General features: G+C 60.3%; 19 protein-coding genes. 13 read left to right on the top strand and 6 right to left on the bottom strand.

The features are described 5' to 3' along the window. The first annotated feature begins 54 nt into the window (after positions 1 to 54). From rsfS to LOY56_RS23085, 11 genes are all read left to right on the top strand, one after another. Positions 55 to 549: a ribosome silencing factor gene (gene rsfS, locus LOY56_RS23135; RefSeq protein WP_258617310.1), complete on the top strand. Its 495-nt coding sequence runs from the start codon at positions 55 to 57 to the stop codon at positions 547 to 549. A 9-nt stretch (positions 550 to 558) separates the two neighbouring features. Beyond that, positions 559 to 1,026 (top strand): 23S rRNA (pseudouridine(1915)-N(3))-methyltransferase RlmH, encoded by a 468-nt coding sequence (rlmH, locus tag LOY56_RS23130; protein WP_003185785.1) that lies wholly within the window; start codon positions 559 to 561, stop codon positions 1,024 to 1,026. 10 nt (positions 1,027 to 1,036) lie between these two features. Next, positions 1,037 to 2,932: a penicillin-binding protein 2 gene (mrdA, locus tag LOY56_RS23125; protein ID WP_258617309.1), complete on the top strand. Its 1,896-nt coding sequence runs from the start codon at positions 1,037 to 1,039 to the stop codon at positions 2,930 to 2,932. Between the two features lie 31 nt (positions 2,933 to 2,963). Next, positions 2,964 to 4,067 (top strand): rod shape-determining protein RodA, encoded by a 1,104-nt coding sequence (gene rodA, locus LOY56_RS23120; RefSeq protein ID WP_258622849.1) that lies wholly within the window; start codon positions 2,964 to 2,966, stop codon positions 4,065 to 4,067. A 17-nt stretch (positions 4,068 to 4,084) separates the two neighbouring features. Then, positions 4,085 to 5,095: a lytic murein transglycosylase B gene (gene mltB / locus LOY56_RS23115; protein WP_258617308.1), complete on the top strand. Its 1,011-nt coding sequence runs from the start codon at positions 4,085 to 4,087 to the stop codon at positions 5,093 to 5,095. Continuing rightward, positions 5,095 to 6,105, top strand: coding sequence for a septal ring lytic transglycosylase RlpA family protein (locus tag LOY56_RS23110; RefSeq protein ID WP_258617306.1), 1,011 nt, complete (start codon positions 5,095 to 5,097; stop codon positions 6,103 to 6,105). Before mltB ends, LOY56_RS23110 begins: the two co-directional genes overlap by 1 nt. A gap of 181 nt (positions 6,106 to 6,286) precedes the next feature. Beyond that, complete coding sequence (locus LOY56_RS23105; RefSeq protein WP_258617304.1) at positions 6,287 to 7,444, top strand: D-alanyl-D-alanine carboxypeptidase family protein; 1,158 nt, start codon at positions 6,287 to 6,289, stop codon at positions 7,442 to 7,444. Positions 7,445 to 7,527: 83 nt separating this feature from the next. Beyond that, positions 7,528 to 7,803, top strand: coding sequence for a DUF493 domain-containing protein (locus LOY56_RS23100; RefSeq protein ID WP_003215438.1), 276 nt, complete (start codon positions 7,528 to 7,530; stop codon positions 7,801 to 7,803). Continuing rightward, positions 7,803 to 8,450, top strand: coding sequence for a lipoyl(octanoyl) transferase LipB (gene lipB, locus LOY56_RS23095; RefSeq protein WP_258617303.1), 648 nt, complete (start codon positions 7,803 to 7,805; stop codon positions 8,448 to 8,450). Before LOY56_RS23100 ends, lipB begins: the two co-directional genes overlap by 1 nt. A gap of 1 nt (position 8,451) precedes the next feature. Continuing rightward, on the top strand, positions 8,452 to 9,474 hold the full coding sequence (gene lipA / locus LOY56_RS23090) for a lipoyl synthase (RefSeq protein WP_007946663.1): 1,023 nt from the start codon (positions 8,452 to 8,454) through the stop codon (positions 9,472 to 9,474). 172 nt (positions 9,475 to 9,646) lie between these two features. Further along, positions 9,647 to 10,597 carry an LD-carboxypeptidase gene (locus LOY56_RS23085; RefSeq protein WP_258617302.1) on the top strand — a complete coding sequence of 317 codons (951 nt, stop codon included), beginning with the start codon at positions 9,647 to 9,649 and terminating at the stop codon, positions 10,595 to 10,597. Between the two features lie 63 nt (positions 10,598 to 10,660). Here LOY56_RS23085 and LOY56_RS23080 read toward each other — a convergent pair whose 3' ends face one another. From LOY56_RS23080 to leuS, 5 genes are all read right to left on the bottom strand, one after another. Beyond that, on the bottom strand, positions 10,661 to 11,983 hold the full coding sequence (locus LOY56_RS23080) for a lytic murein transglycosylase (RefSeq protein WP_258617301.1): 1,323 nt from the start codon (positions 11,981 to 11,983) through the stop codon (positions 10,661 to 10,663). A 62-nt stretch (positions 11,984 to 12,045) separates the two neighbouring features. Continuing rightward, the gene (gene arfA, locus LOY56_RS23075) at positions 12,046 to 12,210 is read right to left on the bottom strand and encodes an alternative ribosome rescue factor ArfA (RefSeq protein ID WP_003228536.1); all 165 of its coding nucleotides are present in this window, start codon (positions 12,208 to 12,210) and stop codon (positions 12,046 to 12,048) included. Positions 12,211 to 12,445: 235 nt separating this feature from the next. Next, the gene (gene holA / locus LOY56_RS23070) at positions 12,446 to 13,483 is read right to left on the bottom strand and encodes a DNA polymerase III subunit delta (RefSeq protein ID WP_258617299.1); all 1,038 of its coding nucleotides are present in this window, start codon (positions 13,481 to 13,483) and stop codon (positions 12,446 to 12,448) included. Between the two features lie 39 nt (positions 13,484 to 13,522). After that, positions 13,523 to 14,128: an LPS assembly lipoprotein LptE gene (lptE, locus tag LOY56_RS23065; RefSeq protein ID WP_258617296.1), complete on the bottom strand. Its 606-nt coding sequence runs from the start codon at positions 14,126 to 14,128 to the stop codon at positions 13,523 to 13,525. Positions 14,129 to 14,215: 87 nt separating this feature from the next. Further along, positions 14,216 to 16,822, bottom strand: a complete 2,607-nt coding sequence (leuS, locus tag LOY56_RS23060) for a leucine--tRNA ligase (protein WP_258617293.1) — start codon at positions 16,820 to 16,822, stop codon at positions 14,216 to 14,218. 280 nt (positions 16,823 to 17,102) lie between these two features. Here leuS and LOY56_RS23055 point away from each other — a divergent pair, with 280 nt between their 5' ends. Then, on the top strand, positions 17,103 to 17,423 hold the full coding sequence (locus LOY56_RS23055) for a hypothetical protein (RefSeq protein WP_258617291.1): 321 nt from the start codon (positions 17,103 to 17,105) through the stop codon (positions 17,421 to 17,423). Positions 17,424 to 17,529: 106 nt separating this feature from the next. After that, positions 17,530 to 18,309 carry a YdcF family protein gene (locus tag LOY56_RS23050; protein ID WP_258617290.1) on the top strand — a complete coding sequence of 260 codons (780 nt, stop codon included), beginning with the start codon at positions 17,530 to 17,532 and terminating at the stop codon, positions 18,307 to 18,309. 118 nt (positions 18,310 to 18,427) lie between these two features. Here LOY56_RS23050 and lnt read toward each other — a convergent pair whose 3' ends face one another. Next, entirely contained in the window at positions 18,428 to 19,951 is a 1,524-nt protein-coding gene (lnt, locus tag LOY56_RS23045; protein ID WP_258617289.1) for an apolipoprotein N-acyltransferase, read from the bottom strand. Positions 19,952 to 19,956 lie beyond the last annotated feature (5 nt).

Raw genomic sequence — 19,956 nt, 5'->3', positions numbered from 1 at the left:
GCACGTGAATGCGTGTATCGAAGCGCCCGAACATACGAGCAAAACGAGTTTTATATGACTGACAAAGACGTAAGCAAAGTAAAGCGCAAGGGCACGTTCAAGAGCGCTCCGCTGCCGGTAGTGGCTCCAACAGGCGTGGCACTTGTCGGCGAAGCGCTGGTCAAGGTTGCCGTAGCGGCCCTGGAAGATGTCAAGGCCCAGGACATTCAGGTGATCGACGTTCGCGAAAAGCAGAGCATCACTGATTTCATGATCATCGCTACAGGTACTTCCAACCGCCAGATCGGCGCGATGCTCGATAAGGTCCGCGAAGCCGTCAAAGCCCAAGGCGTCAAGCCACTGGGTGAAGAAGGCAAGGGCGACAGCGACTGGGTCCTGTTGGACATGGATGATGTCATCGTGCACATGATGACCGCCTCGGCACGCCAGTTCTACGACCTGGAACGCCTGTGGGCCGGTGCCGAGCAAAGCCGTTCGGCCAGCGCTGCACATCACAGCCCGGAAAACACCCATGAGCATTTCACCAAGCTCAACAAAGACCAGCAATAAGGGGACGCTGTGCGACTGCGACTGATCGCCGTCGGTTCACGCATGCCCAAATGGGTGGAAGAAGGCTGGCATGAATATGCCAAGCGTCTTCCGTCCGAGCTGGCGCTGGAACTGGTGGAAATTCCGCTCAATACCCGCGGCAAGAACGCCGACGTGGCGCGCTTTATCCGTCAGGAAGGCGAAGCCATGCTGGCCAAGGTCGGGCCGAACGAGCGCATTGTCACCCTCGAAGTCCACGGCAAGCCCTGGAGCACCGAGCAACTGGCGGTCGAACTCGATCGCTGGCGGCTGGACTCGCGCACGGTGAATTTCATGGTCGGCGGCCCCGAGGGGCTGGCGCCGGAAGTCTGTGCGCGGGCGGATCAACGCTGGTCGTTGTCGCCGTTGACGTTGCCGCACCCATTGGTGCGGATTCTGATCGGCGAACAGCTGTATCGTGCCTGGACAGTGCTGTCCGGCCACCCTTACCACAAGTAGTTCTGCCCTCATGCCCCAGCCGATCCGCATCAAGGACCACGAAAAAGACGCCCGTCTGGTGCGTGGCCGCGTCGTGTTCGGGGCCATTGCAGTGGTGACGCTGATTGGCGTGCTGATCGCGCGGCTGTATTTCCTTCAGGTGATCCAGTACGAGTACCACTCGACCCTGTCGGAAAACAATCGCGTTCATGTGCAGCCAATTCCGCCGACTCGCGGGTTGATCTTCGACCGCAATGGCGTGGTGGTGGCCGACAACCGGCCCAGTTTCAGCCTGAGCATGACCCGCGAACGTTCCGGCGACTGGCAGCAAGTACTCGATGTGATCGTCGAAGTGCTGGGGCTGACGCCCGAGGATCGGGTGATCTTCGAGAAGCGCATGCGTCAGGGGCGCCGGCCGTTTGAGCCGGTCCCGATCCTGTTCGAGCTGACCGAAGAGCAAATTGCCCGCATCGCCGTAAACCAGTTCCGTCTGCCCGGAGTGGAAGTGGTCGCGCAGCTGGTGCGGCATTACCCGCAGGGCGCGCACTTTGCGCACTCGGTGGGTTATATGGGGCGGATCAACGAGAAAGAGCTGAAGACCCTGGATCCGGTGGGTTACAGCGGCACCCATCAAATTGGCAAAACCGGCATCGAGCGTTTCTATGAGCCCGAGTTGCACGGTCAGGTGGGTTACGAAGAAGTCGAGACCAACGCCCGCGGCCGTGTGCTGCGAGTACTCAAACGTACCGAACCGATTTCCGGCAAGGACATTGTCCTGAGCCTGGACATCAAATTGCAGGAAGCCGCCGAAGCCGCGCTTGGCGGTCGCCGTGGCGCGGTCGTGGCGCTGGACCCGAACACCGGCGAAGTATTGGCGATGGTCAGCCAGCCGAGTTTCGACCCGAACCTGTTCGTCACCGGCATCAGCTTCAAGGCCTATGCCGAATTGCGCGATTCCATCGACCGGCCGCTGTTCAACCGCGTATTGCGCGGTCTATACCCGCCGGGCTCGACGATTAAACCGGCGGTGGCGATCGCCGGCCTGGATGCGGGCGTGGTCACGGCATCGACCCGGGTCTACGACCCTGGTTACTACCAACTGCCCAACTACGATCACAAATACCGTAACTGGAACCGTACCGGCGACGGTTACGTGGACCTGGACACGGCAATCATGCGCTCCAACGACACCTACTTCTATGACTTGGCGCACAAGCTGGGGATTGATCGGTTGTCGGCCTACCTGAGCAAATTCGGCATTGGCCAGAAGGTCTCCCTCGACATGTTCGAAGAGTCGCCGGGGCTGATGCCGACCCGGGAGTGGAAACGCGCAACCCGTCGTCAGGCCTGGTTCCCGGGAGAGACGCTGATTCTCGGGATCGGTCAGGGCTACATGCAGTCCACTCCGTTGCAGTTGGCGCAGGCTACGGCGTTGGTGGCCAACAAGGGCGTCTGGAATCGTCCGCACCTGGCCAAGACGCTCGAAGGTGCGAAGCCGGTGGACGAAAATCCGATGCCGGACATCATCCTGCGCGACCCGTCGGACTGGAACAAGGTCAACCACGGCATGCAGCAGGTGATGCACGGTGCTCGCGGCACCGCGCGCAAGGCGTCGATCGGCGCGCAATACCGAATCGCCGGCAAGTCGGGTACGGCCCAGGTGGTCGCGATCAAGCAGGGCGAGAAATACGACCGTTCCAAGGTTCAGGAGCGTCACCGCGACCATGCCTTGTTCGTCGGCTTCGCACCGGCCGACAATCCGAAAATCGTGGTATCGGTGATGGTCGAGAACGGCGAGTCCGGTTCTGGCGTCGCCGCGCCGGTGGTGCGTCAAGTCATGGACGCCTGGCTCCTGGACCAGGACGGCCGTCTGAAAGCCGAATACGCCAGCCCTATCAGTGCGGAGGCTACGGCCCGTGAAGAATAATTTCGATCGCATGCTCTCCAGCGAGGATGTGATGCGTCGCCGCGCAACGCTGCTGCAACGCCTGCACATTGATGGCCCGTTGCTGATCCTGCTGTTGACCCTCGCGGCCGGCAGCCTGTTCGTGCTGTATTCGGCCAGCGGCAAGAGCTGGGATTTGTTGGCCAAGCAAGCCACTTCCTTCGGCATCGGCCTGGTGTCAATGATTGTCATCGCCCAGTTCGAACCACGCTTCATGGCCCGTTGGGTGCCGGTCGGTTATGTGATCGGCGTGCTGTTGCTGGTGGTGGTGGATGTCATGGGCCACAACGCCATGGGCGCCACGCGCTGGATCAACATTCCCGGGGTGATCCGCTTCCAGCCCTCGGAATTCATGAAGATTCTGATGCCGGCGACCATCGCCTGGTACCTGTCCAAACGCACCTTGCCGCCGCAGCTCAAGCATGTGGGCGTCAGTCTGTTTCTGATCGGGCTGCCATTCATCCTGATCGTGCGTCAGCCTGACCTCGGCACTTCGCTGCTTATTCTGGCCGGTGGCGCGTTCGTGCTGTTCATGGGCGGCCTGCGCTGGCGCTGGATTCTCAGCGTGATTGCCGCGGCTGTGCCGGTGGCGGTCGGCATGTGGTACTTCATCATGCACGACTACCAGAAGCAGCGAATCCTGACTTTCCTCGACCCTGAGAGTGATCCGCTGGGCACGGGCTGGAACATTATTCAGTCGAAAGCGGCCATCGGTTCCGGCGGTGTGTTCGGCAAAGGCTGGTTGCTTGGCACTCAGTCGCACCTGGACTTCCTGCCGGAAAGCCACACCGACTTCATTATTGCGGTGATGGGCGAAGAGTTCGGCCTGGTGGGCATCTGCGCATTGTTGCTGATTTACCTGCTGTTGATCGGTCGCGGGCTGGTGATTACCGCCCAAGCTCAGACATTGTTCGGCAAATTGCTCGCGGGCAGCCTGACCATGACGTTTTTTGTTTATGTTTTCGTCAACATCGGTATGGTCAGTGGCCTGTTGCCGGTTGTGGGGGTGCCGTTGCCATTCATTAGCTACGGAGGAACTTCGCTGGTGACGCTACTGTCAGCGTTTGGGGTTTTGATGTCGATCCATACCCATCGCAAGTGGATCGCACAGGTTTGAATAAGGTGAAGATTTCAATGCAAGCAATGCGTGGCTGGGCGACTCGATACGCACCGTGGATCGGCCTGGTAAGCATCCTTGGGGCTGCGCAGCAAGCGTTGGCCGGCGATTACGAAGGCTCACCCCAGGTGGCCGAGTTCGTTGGTGAAATGACCCGCGACTATGGCTTTGCCGGTGAACAGCTGATGGGCGTGTTCCGCGAAGCCGAACGCAAGCAGTCAATTCTGGACGCGATCTCCAAACCCGCCGAACGGGTCAAGCAGTGGAAAGAATATCGCCCGATGTTCATCACCGACGCGCGCATCGCCCGGGGTGTGGACTTCTGGCGTCAGCACGAAGCGCTATTGGCTCGTGCCGAGCAGGAATATGGCGTACCGGCGCAGGTTATTGTTTCGATCATCGGCGTCGAGACCTTTTTCGGTCGCAATACCGGTAATTTTCGGGTGATCGATGCCTTGTCGACCCTGGGTTTCGACTATCCTCCCCGTGCCGAATTCTTCCGCAAGGAATTGCGTGAATTCCTGCTGCTGGCCCGTGAGGAGCAGGTCGACCCATTGACTCTGAAAGGCTCCTACGCCGGCGCCATGGGCTTGCCGCAGTTCATGCCGAGCAGTTTTCGCGCCTATGCGGTGGATTTCGACGGTGACGGCCACATTAATATCTGGACCAATCCGGATGATGCAATTGGCAGTGTCGCCAGTTATTTCAAGCGCCACGGCTGGGGCGCCGGCGAACCGGTGGTCAGCCGCGCCGATGTGCGTGGCGATCAGGTAGACGAGGGTTTGACCGCAGGCATCGAACCGACGAAAACCGTCGGGGAGTTGCGGGCGCTGGGCTGGTCGAGTCATGATGCGCTGCGCGATGATATGCCGGTCACGGCGTTCCGTCTGGAAGGCGACAATGGGCCGGAATACTGGATGGGCCTGACGAATTTTTACGCGATCACGCGTTATAACCGCAGCGTGATGTACGCCATGGCCGTACATCAACTGTCTGAACAGCTGGTCCAAGCACGGGGCGTCAAGTAATGCGGGCATTGCCTATGAATAAACCCCTGAAGCTCATGGCATTCGCCGCGTTGGCGGTACTGGTCGCCAGTTGTTCGACCAGTCGCTCGCCGACTCAAAAGTCTTCGACCGCCGTTCGTTCGGCACCTGGCCTGGATATCAACCGGGCACACAAGGATGGCGCACCCTGGTGGGACGTCGACGTATCGCGCATCCCGGATGCCACGCCGACCCTGCACTCAGGCCCTTATAAAGCCAACCCGTACACCGTGCTGGGCAAGACTTACTTCCCGCTCCAGGAATCCAGGACCTACGTGGCCTCGGGCACTGCCTCCTGGTATGGCACCAAGTTCCACGGTCAGAACACCGCCAATGGCGAGGTGTATGACTTGTACGGCATGAGCGCCGCGCACAAGACCTTGCCACTGCCCAGTTACGTTCGGGTGACTAACCTGGACAACAACAAGACAGTTATCCTGCGGGTCAACGACCGTGGGCCGTTCTACTCGGACCGGATCATCGACTTGTCCTACGCGGCGGCCAAGAAGCTCGGCTATGCCGAAACCGGTACGGCGCGGGTCAAAGTCGAAGGCATCGACCCGCAGCAATGGTGGGCTGCCAAAGGCCGTCCGGCACCTTTGATGCTCAACGAGCCGCAAGTTGCACAGAATAGCGCCCCGGTCATAACGGCTTCGGCCGGCACTGTCGAGCAATGGACGCCGCCGCCGCAGCAACACGCGGCGGCCGTTGTGCCTGTGCAGATCGATGCAAAAAAAAACGCTTCTGTACCAGCCTCTGGCCAGTATCTGCAGGTGGGCGCGTTCGCCAACCCGGACGCTGCAGAACTCCTGAGATCGAAGCTCAGCGGGATGGTGAGCGCTCCGGTGTTCATCAGCTCGATCGTGCGTAACCAGCAGACACTGCATCGGGTGCGCCTGGGGCCAATCGGCTCGCCGGGTGAAATCCAGCAAGTGCAGAACAGCGTGCGCGTGGCCAACCTCGGTTCGCCGAGTGTGGTCACCGCCGAGTAATACGTAGTACTTGATTGACGGTTCGCTTGCGGTTTTGGGGGGCGAACCGGGTTGTTGGCTCGTTGAAGAACAAAAGCCCGGCAAGGGTTACAGAGTGAGCAACTGAACACGCGACAGCTTTTTAGAGTTGTCTGATTAGTTTTGCCCTAGGGCAGTTTCCATTAGCGATTTCGAGAGACGGATGAACATCACCACCTTTGCCAAACGCCTGTGCCTGCTAGTCCCGCTGCTCCTCTCGCCTGCCGCTTTCGCGGTCGAGATGATGCCGTCGCCACCGCAACTGGCCGCCAAAGCCTATGTACTCATGGACGCCAGCAGCGGCAACGTGCTGGTCGAGAACAACGGTGACCAGCGTCTGCCGCCGGCCAGCCTGACCAAGCTGATGACCGCGTACATCGCGACCCTGGAAATCCGTCGTGGCCAGATCGGCGAAAACGATCCGGTGACCGTCAGTGAAAACGCCTGGCGTACCGGCGGTTCGCGGATGTTCATCAAGGTCGGCTCGCAAGTCACTGTCAGCGACCTGCTGCACGGCATCATCATTCAGTCGGGTAACGACGCCAGTGTTGCGCTCTCCGAGCACATCGCCGGCAGCGAAGACGCCTTCGCCGACATGATGAACAAAACCGTGGCCGACCTGGGCATGACCAACAGCCACTTCATGAACCCGACCGGTCTGCCGAACCCGGAGCACTACTCGTCGGCTCACGACATGGCCGTACTGGCTCGCGCGATCATCCACGAAGACCCGGCTCACTACGCGATCTACTCGCAGAAAGAGTTCTTCTGGAACGGCATCAAGCAACCTAACCGCAACCTGCTGCTGTGGCGCGACAAGACCGTCGACGGCCTGAAAACCGGTCACACCGATGAAGCCGGCTACTGCATGGTGTCTTCGGCCGTACGTGATGGCATGCGCCTGATCGCCGTGGTGTTTGGCACCAATAGCGAAGTGGCTCGCGCCTCCGAAACCCAGAAGCTGCTGACCTACGGTTTCCGCTTCTTCGAAACCCAGACCTTCTATCAAAAAGGCGCCGAGCTGGCTCAGTCGCCTGTCTGGAAAGGCACCACCAATCAAGTCAAGGCCGGCCTGGCTGAAGACCTGACCATGACCCTGCCAAAAGGCCAGCTGAAAAAGCTCGCCGCCAGCATGACCATGACCCCGCAACTGGTCGCGCCCATCGCCAAGGGCGATGTGATCGGTAAAGTCGAAGTGAAGCTGGACGACAAAGTGGTGCACAGCGCCGACCTGATCGCGCTGGACGCGGTCGACGAGGGTGGTATCTTCCGCCGCATGTGGGATAGCATCCGTCTATTCTTCTACGGCTTGTTCAACTGATAGTGTGCTCCTGCATGGCCCCACGCTGATCCGGCGTGGGGCCTTGCTGTCGCCACGGCTTACGCTTACGAGGCCGTTACGCCATGACCGATACCGAAGTAAAGGCGCCTAAGATCGAATTTCCCAACGTTGATTACCCGGTTAAGGTGATCAGCGATACGGGTGTAGGCAACAAAGACAAGATCATCGAGATCGTCAAAAAACACGCGACGATCAACCATGATCGCGTCGACGAGCGCCAAAGCACCAACGGCAAGTACACCACGATTCAGTTACACATCGTCGCCACCGACCAGGATCAGCTGTACAACATCAACAGCGAACTGCGCGCCACCGGTTTCGTGCACATGGTGTTGTGATGTCTGGCACGCTGGGTTTTCGCGAGCTCGGCCAGATGGCTTACGAGCCGGTCTGGCATGCCATGCAGCGCTTCACCAACGAACGCGGCAGCGATGCCGCCGACGAAATCTGGCTGGTCGAGCACCCTCCGGTGTTCACCCAGGGCCAGGCCGGCAAGGCTGAACACCTGTTACTGCCCGGGGATATTCCGGTGGTGAAGGTCGATCGCGGCGGGCAAGTGACTTACCACGGTCCCGGTCAATTGGTCGCCTACCTGTTGCTGGACGTGCGCAAGCTGGGTTTCGGCGTGCGTGACCTGGTCAGCCGCATGGAGCAATGCCTGATCGAGCTGCTGGCCAGCTACGGCGTGACCGCGGTGGCCAAGCCGGATGCGCCGGGTGTCTATGTCGATGGCGCGAAAATCGCTTCTCTGGGTCTGCGGATCCGCCACGGTTGCTCCTTTCATGGCCTGGCCTTGAACGTGGATATGAACCTGGAACCGTTTCGACGGATTAATCCCTGCGGCTACGCCGGGCTGGCAATGACCCAGCTGTGCGATCACGCAGGATCGATTGAATTTGCCGAGGTAAGTGCCCGGCTGCGCGCGCAGCTCGTCAAGCACCTCGACTATGCTGAGCAGACGACCCTAACGGGCGGAATCGACTGATATGACTACTGATGCAGTGCAAACCATGATCCCGACGCTCGATGTCACCGAGCGTCCGGCCCCGCGTGCCAAGGTTGAAGCCGGCGTCAAGCTGCGCGGCGCCGAGAAGGTTGCACGCATCCCGGTGAAGATCATCCCGACCACCGAACTGCCGAAGAAACCCGACTGGATTCGCGTGCGCATCCCGGTGTCCCCGGAAGTCGACCGCATCAAGGCCCTGCTGCGTAAACACAAGCTGCACAGCGTGTGCGAAGAGGCATCCTGCCCGAACCTGGGCGAATGCTTCTCTGGTGGCACCGCGACCTTCATGATCATGGGTGACATCTGCACCCGTCGCTGCCCGTTCTGCGACGTTGGCCATGGTCGTCCGAAGCCACTGGACGTCAATGAGCCGGAAAGCCTGGCCATTGCCATCGCCGACCTGAAACTCAAGTACGTCGTCATCACCTCGGTAGACCGCGACGACCTGCGTGACGGCGGTGCCCAGCACTTTGCCGACTGCATCCGCGAAATCCGCAAGCTGTCGCCGAACGTGCAGCTCGAGACCCTGGTTCCGGACTACCGTGGTCGCATGGATGTCGCGCTGGAAATCACCGCCGCCGAGCCGCCGGATGTATTCAACCACAACCTGGAAACCGTACCGCGCCTGTACAAGGCTGCGCGTCCGGGTTCGGATTACCAGTGGTCGCTGACCCTGCTGCAACGTTTCAAGCAGATGATGCCGCACATTCCGACCAAGTCCGGTTTGATGCTGGGCCTGGGTGAAACCGACGAAGAAGTCATCGAAGTCATGAAGCGCATGCGCGAACATGACATCGACATGCTGACCCTGGGCCAGTACCTGCAACCGTCCCGCAGCCACTTGCCGGTGCAACGCTTCGTGCACCCGGACACCTTCGCCTGGTTCGCCGAGGAAGGTTACAAGATGGGCTTCAAGAACGTTGCTTCCGGCCCTCTGGTACGTTCCTCGTACCACGCTGACGAGCAGGCGAAGCTGGTCAAGGCTGAGCTGATGTCGTCCTGATCCCGCTGTGAGAAAACGCCCGCAAGGATTTTTACCCTTGCGGGCGTTTTCATTGGCGTTGCCTACGGCCATTACCGCCTTTTCGTGCAAGCCGTGGTACGACTGGCCCTCTTCTGTTTATTCCCGTTCCTGACTACTGTGTGCTGAAGTATTCACGCAGGGAGAATCATGGATGACTGCTCGACCGACCCACACCCTTTGTCCTCACGCCCCCGTTCCGGCCTTGCCGCCTACAGGGCTGATCGGCGTGATCGCGCCCGCCGGCCCCGCTGCGCTGGACACCGATAAAGCCATTGCCTGGATGCGCGCTCGCGGCTATTCGCTGCGGGTGTTTCCCGGTGTTTATGAGAAAGATGGCTACCTGGCCGGCAGCGATGATATGCGGCTCAATGACTTGCATGGCGCATTCGCCGACAGCGAGGTCGATGCCATCATCTGTCTGCGTGGCGGTTACGGTACGCCGCGTTTGCTCGATCGCATCGATTTCGAATTGCTGCGCAACAACGCCAAGCCGTTTATCGGCTACAGCGACATCACTGCACTGCATTCGGCGATCAGTCGTTATGCAGGGTTCGTGACCTTTCATGGCCCGATGCTCAACGCTGACCTGTTGGGTGACAAGCAGCAACCCACCGAGTTCTCGTTTTTCAACATGCTGCGCGGGCAGGTAAAGGCGGGCAGTGTGCTTTCTCACCCGGTGGCCTGGCCGTTGACCACCCTCTCGCCCGGCATCGCTCACGGACGTTTGCTGGGGGGCAATCTGTCGATGATTGCCGCGACCATGGGCACGCCTTACGAGCTCGATGCCGAGGGCGTCATTCTGTTCATCGAGGACATTAACGAACCGCTGTATCGCATTGACCGGCTGCTGACGCATTTGCGCCTGGCCGGCACGTTGCACAAACTGCGCGGCGTTCTGGTGGGGGATGTGGCGGGGGTTGATGTTGCTGCGCTTGAGCGCTTGCTCAAGCAAGTCTTCGCACCGTTGCGCATACCCGTGCTGGCCGGATGGCGCAGCGGGCATTGTGATCCGAATTTGACGTTGCCGATGGGCGCGCTGGTCAGGCTGGATGCGGGGGACAAGACGTTGGTGCTGGAGCAGGATGTGGTGATCAGGCGGTAGTTCGTTAGCGCCTGTTAGTCAGTCTTCACGGGCAAGTCGCGATCCGAGTTGCCCGCGAAGCTTTTAGCGGCTACGCAACCCTTCCAGCAACTTGTGCGTCGGATAACCATCCGCCGGCCAGCCAAACGACTGCTGGGCACTGCGGATCGCTTTGCGGGTATTGGCGCCGATAATCCCGTCGGCGGTCCCTGCGTCATAGTTCTGGGCGCTCAGCAGGTTTTGCAGCTCGATTCGCTCGGTACGGCTCAGCGGCAAGTCATCTTTTGGCCATAGACCGCTGATCAAGCCGCCGCCGTTGAAGCGCTCGGACAACAGGCTCACGGCCAAGGCGTAGGACGAAGAGTTGTTGTACTTGAGAATCGCGCGGAAGTTATCGAGGACCAGGAACGCCGGGCCGCGATAGCCTGCCGGCAGCAGCAGGGCGGCCGACAGATGTTCGGAACCTGCTGGAACCTGACCGCCATTGGGTAGGGTCACCCCCAGTTGCCGCCACTCGGCAACGCTCTTGCGAATCGAGCCATCGGCCAGGGCGTAATTGAAGCTGCTCGGCAGTTGCGCTTCGAAGCCCCAGGGCTGGCCTTTCTGCCAGCCGGAGCTTTGCAGGTAGTGCGCGGTCGAGGCCAGTGCATCGGCAGAGCTGTTCCAGATGTCTCGGCGGCCATCACCGTCGAAGTCCACGGCATGGGTGTTGTAGGTGGTCGGGATGAACTGGGTCTGGCCCATGGCGCCGGCCCAGGAGCCGAGCATTTTCTCAGGTTCGATATCGCCCTGTTGCAGGATTTGCAGGGCAGCGATCAGTTGCGCGTGAGCAAAGCCCGGACGTCGACCTTCATAAGCCAGCGTCGCAAGGGAGTTGATCACCGACTTGCTGCCCTGGAACTGACCAAAGTTACTTTCCATGCCCCACACCGCGACCAATGCCTGACGGTCGACGCCGTAGCGCTGCTCGATGCTTTGCAGGATGTCGGCGTACTGGCTTACCAGCGCCTGACCTTTGCGCACCCGCAGCGGCGACAGTGCGCCGTCGAGGTACTCCCACACCGGGCGAGTAAATTCCGGTTGGCTGCGATCGGCACGGATCACGCTGTCGTCCACGCTGACATTGGCAAAAGCACGATCGAACAGGTCGGCGCGAATACCGGCGGCGAGGGCGTCTTTGCGAAAACCCGCCTGCCATTCGGCAAAGGTCTGAGTAGGCTGGATGTCGAGATTCTCACCAGTTGGAACCACCGGCGGAATGATCGCGGGGGCCGTCGCAACGGTGCGGGTCTGAAGCGGTTGGGCGTCGGCGGCGGTGGGTTTTTCCGCGCAGGCGACAAGCAGAACGAGGCTGGAGGCAGCTATCAGTTGGCGAAGGTGCCAACGACGGGAAAGACAAAGGGGCATGCACAGGTCCAGAGGATACGAATCAGGTGCAGACCTTAACATGTTGAGCGATGGCTTGCCTTTCAGGCCGCCAGAAAGTAAGAAGCCTCCCAGCTATCAGACTGGAAGGCTTCGCGGCGGTAGCTGCCTTTGCCCTTGGTGGGACGTTCCTGACGGCTGCGGAACAGGGGCTGGGCGATGATGGATTTGGCCTTGTTGGGGCCATGCTTTGATGGCTTTTTGCTCATGATGAACTCTCGCAAGTGATTGGGTTTTGCGGGGGGAATAATCTGCCGAAGTAGGGGGTCTGTCTAGTCCCTACATTGTGTAGGAAATGATACCTGTGACGAGGGAGCTTGCTCCCGCTCGGCTGCGTAGCAGTCGTGAAACGGGTAATCGAGGAACATCTGAAGACGCGCGGTGACTGGTTTTAAAGGGGCGCTTCGCAACCCAGCGGGAGCAAGCTCCCTCGCCACAAAAGCCTTACTCGGCAGGCAACGACAATCTCTGACCGGCCATCAACAGCGTCAACCGACTCAAACTCATCCATGGCGAACCCGCCGCCTGGCCTTTGATCTGCGCATCAATGCGTTGTGCTTCGAGCAGCAACTGCGCCCAGCGTTGCGCCGAGTAGCGTTGCAGCGCCTTGCTCATCAGCGGTTTGCGTTTGTCCCAGATCGGCGGTCGGGCCTGGCTGAAGGCTTTGTCCAGCGGCACGCCCTGGCTGTATTGCAACGACAGGTTGGCCAGCAGACGCAGCTCTCGGGCCAGTGCCCAGAGAATCACCGGCGGCTCGACGCCTTCGCCCCGCAACCCTTCGAGCATGCGCAGTGCGTGAGCAGCCTCGCCATTAAGGATCGCGTCGGTCAGGCCGAAGACATCGAAACGCGCGCTGTCGGCCACCGCCGCTTGCACGGTTTCGACGGTGATCTGGCCACCCTCGGCCATCAGCTTGAGTTTTTCGATCTCCTGGGCGGCGGCCAATAGGTTGCCTTCGACTCGAGCGGCGATCAGTTCGACGGCGTCCTGGCTGGCGGAAAGCCCGGCCTGGGACAGGCGTTGACGGATCCAGCTCGGCAACTGGTGGGTGTCCACCGGCCAGATCTGCACGAACTGGGTTTGCGGACCTTCGATCAGTGCCTTGCCCCACTTGGTCTTCTGCGCGCTGCCGTCAAGCTTGGGCAGGCTGATCAGCAGCACCGTGTCGTCGGCCGGGCGCGAGCAATACTCAATGAATGCCGCGGCGCCTTTGTCTCCGGGTTTGCCGGAGGGCAGACGCAGTTCCAGAAGACGCTTTTCGGCGAACAGCGACATGCTGGCGCCGGCCTGCAGTAGCGTACCCCAGTCGAAACTGGCGTCGGCGGCAAAGACCTGGCGTTCATCGAAACCTTGCTGGCGGGCAGCCGCGCGAATGGCGTCGGCGGCTTCCTGACACAACAGTGGGTCATCGCCACTGATGACGTAGACCGGCGCGAGGGCGCCTTGCAGGTGTTTGCCGAGTTGGGCGGGGGCGAGTTTCATAAGAAGAGGCAAACGGGGCGCTTGAGCGCCCCGTAAGGCTTATTGCTGCGGCAGTTCGACGGGCGACTGACGCGGCGTCTGCGCTTCAGCCTTTTGCGCCGCTTCCAGCGCGTCGGTTTCAGCCTTGGCACGAGCGTTGGCGGTCTGCTGCAGCTGATCCAGTTGCCCCGGAGTCAGCTGTTGCAGGCGCAGCATCATGCGTTGCACCAGTTCGCGACGGATCTCGCGGCGGGCATCGTTGGCTTCCTGATCGGAGCCTACCAGATTGTTGCCGTCGTGGATGAACACCTTCTGCACTTCAAGCTTGTCGCTCAGCAGTGGCAGATTACCCTCGCCACGGATGTCGTAGTTAAGCACGGTGTTCACTTGGTACTCGCCAGTACGGCCGGCGCCTGCATAACTGAGGATGCGCTGATTTTCCTGCTCGTCAGCCAGGTACAGCTTGTAAGGTGCGCCGCTGTAGACCTTGACGCCGCTGCTTTCCAGTACCTGATGCAGTTGCGTCACGGTTTCGCCGTAGGCATTGCGGGCGCTCAGGTCGAGTTCCTTGATCGCCAGTTCGGTGGTGCCGGTGCCGCGCAGCTGGAAACCGCAGGCGCTCAACAGGACTGCAAGGCCCATCACCAGCAAATTGCGTTTGATCATCTTGTTGCTCCCCTTGAAACCATGTGGGCCGATCAGGCGGCCCGAAAGGTTACTTGGCGCCAGGCATGACCTGGCGCCCGATCCCATTTAGCTGGCGACGATATTGACCAGTTTTCCGGGCACTACGATCACTTTGCGAATAGTCAGGCCATCGACGAAGCGCAGGACATTTTCGTTGGCCCGTGCGGCCGCTTCGACTTCTTCGCGGCTGGCGCTGGCCGGCATTTCGATGTGACCACGCAGCTTGCCGTTGACTTGAATGACCAACTGCAGGTTGTCCTGTACCAAGGCGCTTTCGTCCAGCACCGGCCAACTGGCATCGATAACCGGATCTGCGTGACCCAGGCGATGCCAGAGCTCGTGGCTGATGTGCGGCGTGATCGGAGCCAGCAGCAGAGTTACGGTTTCCAGGCCTTCGTGAATCAGTGCGCGATCCTGCTCGGTGCCTTGCGAGACTTTTTCCAGTACGTTCATCAGCGTCATCACCTGGGCGATGGCGGTGTTGAATTTGTGGTGCTGGCCGACGTCCTGGCTGGCCTGCTTGATGGCCAGGTGGATCGAACGACGAACGGCTTTCTGCTCGTCGTTCAGGCTGGTGACGTCCAGTTTGCCCGGCAGGCCCTGAGTGACGTGCGCTTGAGCCAGACGCCAGACGCGCTTGAGGAAGCGGTGCGAACCCTCTACTCCGGAGTCGGACCATTCCGCGCTCATGTCAGGTGGCGAGGCAAACATCATGAACAGGCGGCAGGTGTCTGCGCCGAACTGGTCAATCATCGACTGTGGGTCAACGCCGTTGTTTTTCGACTTGGCCATCTTCTCGGTACCACCGATTTCCACCGGCAGGCCGTCTGCGATCAGCTTGGCGCTAATGACCTTGGCCTTGCTGTCGCGTTCGAGTTCGACGTCCGCCGGGTTGAACCATGTGTAAGCACCATTGGCTTCGCGACGATAGTAAGTCTCGGCGATCACCATGCCCTGGGTCAGCAGGTTCTTGAACGGCTCGTTGGAACTCACCAGGCCTTCGTCGCGCATCAGCTTGTGGAAGAAGCGCGCGTAGAGCAGGTGAAGAATGGCGTGTTCGATACCACCGATGTATTGATCCACCGGCAGCCAGTGGTCGGCCGCCGCTTTGTCCACCAGACCACCTTCATAGTGCGGCGAGGCGTAGCGGGCGTAGTACCACGAGGACTCGACGAAGGTGTCCATGGTGTCAGTTTCACGCTTGGCCGGGGCGCCGCATTTCGGGCAGCTGCACTCGTAGAACTCGGGCATGCGTGCCAGTGGCGAACCGGCACCGTCCGGTACGACGTCTTCCGGCAGTACCACGGGCAGTTGATCTTCCGGGACCGGCACATCACCGCAGGTGTTGCAGTGGATGATCGGGATCGGGCAGCCCCAGTAGCGCTGACGGCTGATGCCCCAGTCGCGCAGGCGGAATTGGGTACGCGAGGCGCCGAGGTTTTTCTTGATCAGCGCCACTTCGATGGCGTCGAAGGCGCCGGCGAAGTCCAGGCCGTCAAATTCGCCGGAGTTGATCAGCGTGCCGTGCTCGCCGTACGCGTCCTGCCAAGGGGCCGGGTTGGTGTCACCGGCACTGGTGCGCACCACCGACTTGATCGGCAAGTTGTACTTGTGGGCGAACTCGAAATCACGTTCATCGTGCGCCGGAACGGCCATCACCGCGCCATCGCCGTAATGCATCAGTACGTAGTTGGCGATCCATACCGGGAGTTTCTCGCCGGTCAGTGGATGCTCGACGAACAGCGAGGTCGGCAGGCCTTTTTTCTCTTGAGTGGCGACGTCGGCTTCGGCGACGCTGCCGCCCTTGCATTCAGCGATGAACGCTTGCAGCTCAGGGTTGTTCTGCGCGGCCAGGGCAGCCAGATGGTGTTCGGCGGCCACTGCAACGTAGGTTGCGCCCATCAGGGTGTCTGGACGGGTAGTGAAAACTTTCAGCGCGCCGGTTTCGCCGATGGAGGCGACGTCGTACGGGAACTGCACTTCCATGCCGCGGGACTTGCCGATCCAGTTGCGCTGCATGGTCTTGACCTGCTCAGGCCAGCCCGTCAGTTCGTCGAGGCTGTCCAGCAGCTCATCCGCGTAAGCGGTGATCTTGAAGTAGTACATCGGGATTTCGCGCTTTTCGATCAGCGCGCCGGAACGCCAGCCGCGACCGTCGATCACTTGCTCGTTGGCCAGAACGGTCTGGTCGACCGGGTCCCAGTTCACGGTGCCGCTTTTTTTGTAAATCACGCCTTTTTCGAACAGGCGAGTGAACAGCCATTGTTCCCAGCGGTAGTAATCGGGCTTGCAGGTGGTCACTTCGCGCGACCAGTCCACCGCCAGGCCCAGGCTGCGCAGCTGGGTTTTCATGTAGGCGATGTTTTCGTAGGTCCACTTGGCGGGCGCTACGTTGTTTTTCATCGCGGCGTTTTCCGCCGGCATGCCGAAGGCGTCCCAACCCATGGGTTGCAGGACGTTCTTGCCTTGCATGCGCTGGTAGCGGGAGATCACGTCGCCGATGGTGTAGTTGCGCACGTGCCCCATGTGTAGCTTGCCGCTGGGGTAAGGGAACATCGACAGGCAGTAGAAGGTCTCCTTGCCTGGCTGTTCACTGACTTCAAAGGACTTTTGCTCGTCCCAGAACGACTGGGCAGCATTTTCGATTTCGCGGGGCTGATAGTGTTCGTGCATGGCTACTTTTGAACTGAATAGGGGTGGCCTAATCCTCTTCAATGCAACGCTGGACGGTGATCACGCCAAATCGACGTTTCGGTGCCCAGGCGAGCTGGAAGTGGAGTTACAGGAAGCGCCGTAGCATACATGACCGCACTCTACCGAGGGAAACCCTGATTACAGGCAAGGACGCGGCCAATGATCGCTTCGAGGGCCGTTGGTCGCGGCGCTCAGCCGGTTTTTTCAACGAAGCTAAGCTCTAAAAGGGGAGTGAGTCTTATCTTCAATGAGGTGATGGATGGTTGAGTCACAGCAAAAAGCTACAAAACCGGAGCTGTACGAAAAACTGATAGACCGTCTCGCAATGGCTTTGGATGTGGCCAAAACCGCCGGTCGGCTTCGTGATGAGCGTCCCCTGGAGCTGGAGCTGCGTGGTTTGAGTCCTGCGGAGTTTGAACTGGTCAAGGCCTATCTGGATCGCAGTGAGCGTGAGGCGCACGGATGCTTGTCAACAGCAGTGAAGCAACTCGAAGCACCACGTTCGGCCAAGATCATCTGGCTCAAGGACAAGGCCCCCGGCAAAGGCGCGGTAAAGGTCCGGTCTTTGCAATTCAAGTAAGGGCACTTGAAGTCGTGGGATATGCTTTTTTGAAGCAAAGTCCTTCCACATTTGTTGTCGCATTGCGTCAATCCACTTAGGCTTCGGGCATCTATGGAGATGCCCGATGCCTTTTCGTTATTTCATTAAACAACTTCTATTGCCGCCCGGCATTTTATTGCTGTTGCTGGTGCTTGCCTGGTGGTGGCGCCGCTCAAGGCCGAGGCTGGCGGGGTTGTGTTTCGTCCTGGGCGTGGGCGGTTTCTGGTTGATGAGCTTGCCGGTGATGGTGCAGTGGAGCGCCAAGGCCCTGGAGCGCGAACCGCCGCTGGCGCGCGAGGAATGGGCAACCCTGGGCCAACGCGCCGATGCCATCGTGGTGCTGGGTTCTGGGCGTGAGCGTGGTGACCCGGCCTGGGGTGTCGACCAGCCGACCGGCGTCGGCCTGGGGCGCGAACGCTACGCCGCACGCCTGGCCAAGGCGTCCGGTTTGCCGATTCTGACCAGTGGCGGCCTGCATTACGGCACGCCACCATCAGAAGCGAAGCTGATGGCAGACTCATTGCTCGATGATTTCGGCGTGACGGTGCGCTGGCAGGAAGGGCGCAGCCGCACGACCTGGGAAAACGCGCAACTCAGTGCCCAGGTGTTGTTGCCAGAGGGGATCAAGCGCGTAGTGGTTGTGACCCAGGCCTGGCACATGCCGCGGGCGGTCTGGAGTTTCCGGCAGGCCGGATTTGAGGTGGTGCCCGCGCCAGTGGGGTTTTTAGGCGTGGACAATGCCCGGCCGTTGGGCGGCTGGATGCCGGAATTCAAATCGATCTGGCAGAGCGGGCAGTTGATGAATGAGGCGGTGGGGCAGCTCGGGTATTCGTTGTTTTATCGAGGCGATGTTGACCCTGATTGATATCGTGCCTGTGATGCCGTCTTCGCGAGCAAGCCCGCTCCCACATTTAATCTCTGTCGTTCACACATTATGTGTTCACAGAAGATCAAATGTGGGAGCGGGCTTGCTCGCGAAGCTTTTAAACGGTCTTCGCCATTCGGTTCGCAACCAACGCCCAACCAAACAACAACCCGCAAATGATGATCAACGGCCACGAACGCCATTCCAGGTACGGCGTCAGGTTGTGCATCGGCACCACTTCGCCATACAGAATGCCTTGTTCGAACTGCGGGATCTGCGCAGTGATCTGACCAAACGGGTTGATCAGGCCGGTCACGCCGTTGTTGGTGGCGCGGATCATCCAGCGGCCGGCTTCAAGTGCGCGCATCTGTGCCATCTGCAAATGTTGCAGAGGGCCGATCGAGGTGCCGAACCAGGTGTCATTGCTGATGGTCAGCAGCAAATCGCTGCGGGCGGCGAGGCCGGCGGCGAATTCCGGGTAGACCACTTCGTAGCAGATGAACGGCGCAATCTGATAACCCTTGGCTTGCAGCAGCGCCTGATCGGCCGGCCCACGGGCAAAGTCGGACATCGGCAGGTCGAAGAAAGCGATCAGGCCGCGCAACACTTCCTGCAATGGAACGTATTCGCCGAACGGCACCAGTTTCTGCTTCAGATAAGTGCCATCGCCTTCACCGACAACGGTAATGCCGTTGAAAAAGCGCTTCTCATGATGGACTTCCTGGCGAATCGGTACGCCGGTAATCAGCGCCGATTTACGCTCGGCGGCGAAGCTGCCCATCATGTTCAGGTAGCCCTCGGCGGACTCCTTGAGCACCGGGACCGCCGTCTCCGGCCAGATCAGCAGGTCGACGCGTTTGGAGCTGAAACTCATATCGCGGTACAGCGCCAACTGCGCATTGAGCTGCGAGGGGTCCCACTTCATGCTTTGTTCGATATTGCCCTGAATCGCCGCGACGCTCAGGGGGTCGCCCGCCGGGCTGGTCCAGGCATGTTCCTTGAGCGCCATGCCGGCCACCCATGGGCCAGCCAGCAGTAGCACGCCGACAGCGATGAAGCCTTTACGGCCAGTGCGCACCAATCGTGCAGCGTTGTAGATCAGCGCAGCCGTCAGGGCCAGGGTGAAGGAAATCAGCCACATGCCGCCGACAGGCGCGAGCCCGGTCAGTGGACCATTGAGCTGGCTATAACCGGAATAGAGCCATGGGAAACCGGTAAGGAACCAGCCGCGAAAGGCTTCCTGGCCCACCCACAACGCCGCAAATGCCAAGGCATCGGCCAGCGGCGCTTCGTTACGGCGCAACCAGCGCGCCCAAATCCAGGCGGGCAGGGCGAAGAACCAGGCGATTGCCGCGGTGAAGAGCAGCATCAAGAACCCGGCCAGCAACACCGAGGCGCCGCCGAAGTTGTGAATGCTGTAGTAGATCCAGCTGGTGCCTGCGGCAAACAGGCCGAAACCGAAACACCAGCCACGGCCCAAGGCCTGGCGGGGGCTCAGTTCGCGCAGCCCGGCGTAAAAGAAACCGACCGCCAGCAATGCCAGCGGCCAGATATCGAACGGCGCCAGGGCCAGGGTGGTGAGTGCACCGGCCGCCACGGCCAGCAGGTTACCGGGCCAGCCGGGGCGGGTGATACGGAGCATTTCAG

This window comes from Pseudomonas sp. B21-048 (genome assembly GCF_024748615.1).
Taxonomy (GTDB): domain Bacteria; phylum Pseudomonadota; class Gammaproteobacteria; order Pseudomonadales; family Pseudomonadaceae; genus Aquipseudomonas.
The sequence above is the reverse complement of the archived record's forward strand: the minus strand, read 5'-3'. Positions and strand labels throughout refer to the sequence as shown.

Coding starts and splice junctions, on each gene's coding strand:
- lptE (WP_258617296.1), bottom strand. CDS start 14,128: ATGATCAAACGCAATTTGCTGGTGATGGGCCTTGCAGTCCTGTTGAGC.
- mltB (WP_258617308.1), top strand. CDS start 4,085: ATGCAAGCAATGCGTGGCTGGGCGACTCGATACGCACCGTGGATCGGC.
- holA (WP_258617299.1), bottom strand. CDS start 13,483: ATGAAACTCGCCCCCGCCCAACTCGGCAAACACCTGCAAGGCGCCCTC.
- lipA (WP_007946663.1), top strand. CDS start 8,452: ATGACTACTGATGCAGTGCAAACCATGATCCCGACGCTCGATGTCACC.
- LOY56_RS23080 (WP_258617301.1), bottom strand. CDS start 11,983: ATGCCCCTTTGTCTTTCCCGTCGTTGGCACCTTCGCCAACTGATAGCT.
- lnt (WP_258617289.1), bottom strand. CDS start 19,951: ATGCTCCGTATCACCCGCCCCGGCTGGCCCGGTAACCTGCTGGCCGTG.
- lipB (WP_258617303.1), top strand. CDS start 7,803: ATGTCTGGCACGCTGGGTTTTCGCGAGCTCGGCCAGATGGCTTACGAG.
- rodA (WP_258622849.1), top strand. CDS start 2,964: ATGCGTCGCCGCGCAACGCTGCTGCAACGCCTGCACATTGATGGCCCG.
- leuS (WP_258617293.1), bottom strand. CDS start 16,822: ATGCACGAACACTATCAGCCCCGCGAAATCGAAAATGCTGCCCAGTCG.
- LOY56_RS23110 (WP_258617306.1), top strand. CDS start 5,095: ATGCGGGCATTGCCTATGAATAAACCCCTGAAGCTCATGGCATTCGCC.
- LOY56_RS23085 (WP_258617302.1), top strand. CDS start 9,647: ATGACTGCTCGACCGACCCACACCCTTTGTCCTCACGCCCCCGTTCCG.
- LOY56_RS23055 (WP_258617291.1), top strand. CDS start 17,103: ATGGTTGAGTCACAGCAAAAAGCTACAAAACCGGAGCTGTACGAAAAA.
- LOY56_RS23105 (WP_258617304.1), top strand. CDS start 6,287: ATGAACATCACCACCTTTGCCAAACGCCTGTGCCTGCTAGTCCCGCTG.
- LOY56_RS23100 (WP_003215438.1), top strand. CDS start 7,528: ATGACCGATACCGAAGTAAAGGCGCCTAAGATCGAATTTCCCAACGTT.
- rsfS (WP_258617310.1), top strand. CDS start 55: ATGACTGACAAAGACGTAAGCAAAGTAAAGCGCAAGGGCACGTTCAAG.
- arfA (WP_003228536.1), bottom strand. CDS start 12,210: ATGAGCAAAAAGCCATCAAAGCATGGCCCCAACAAGGCCAAATCCATC.
- LOY56_RS23050 (WP_258617290.1), top strand. CDS start 17,530: ATGCCTTTTCGTTATTTCATTAAACAACTTCTATTGCCGCCCGGCATT.
- mrdA (WP_258617309.1), top strand. CDS start 1,037: ATGCCCCAGCCGATCCGCATCAAGGACCACGAAAAAGACGCCCGTCTG.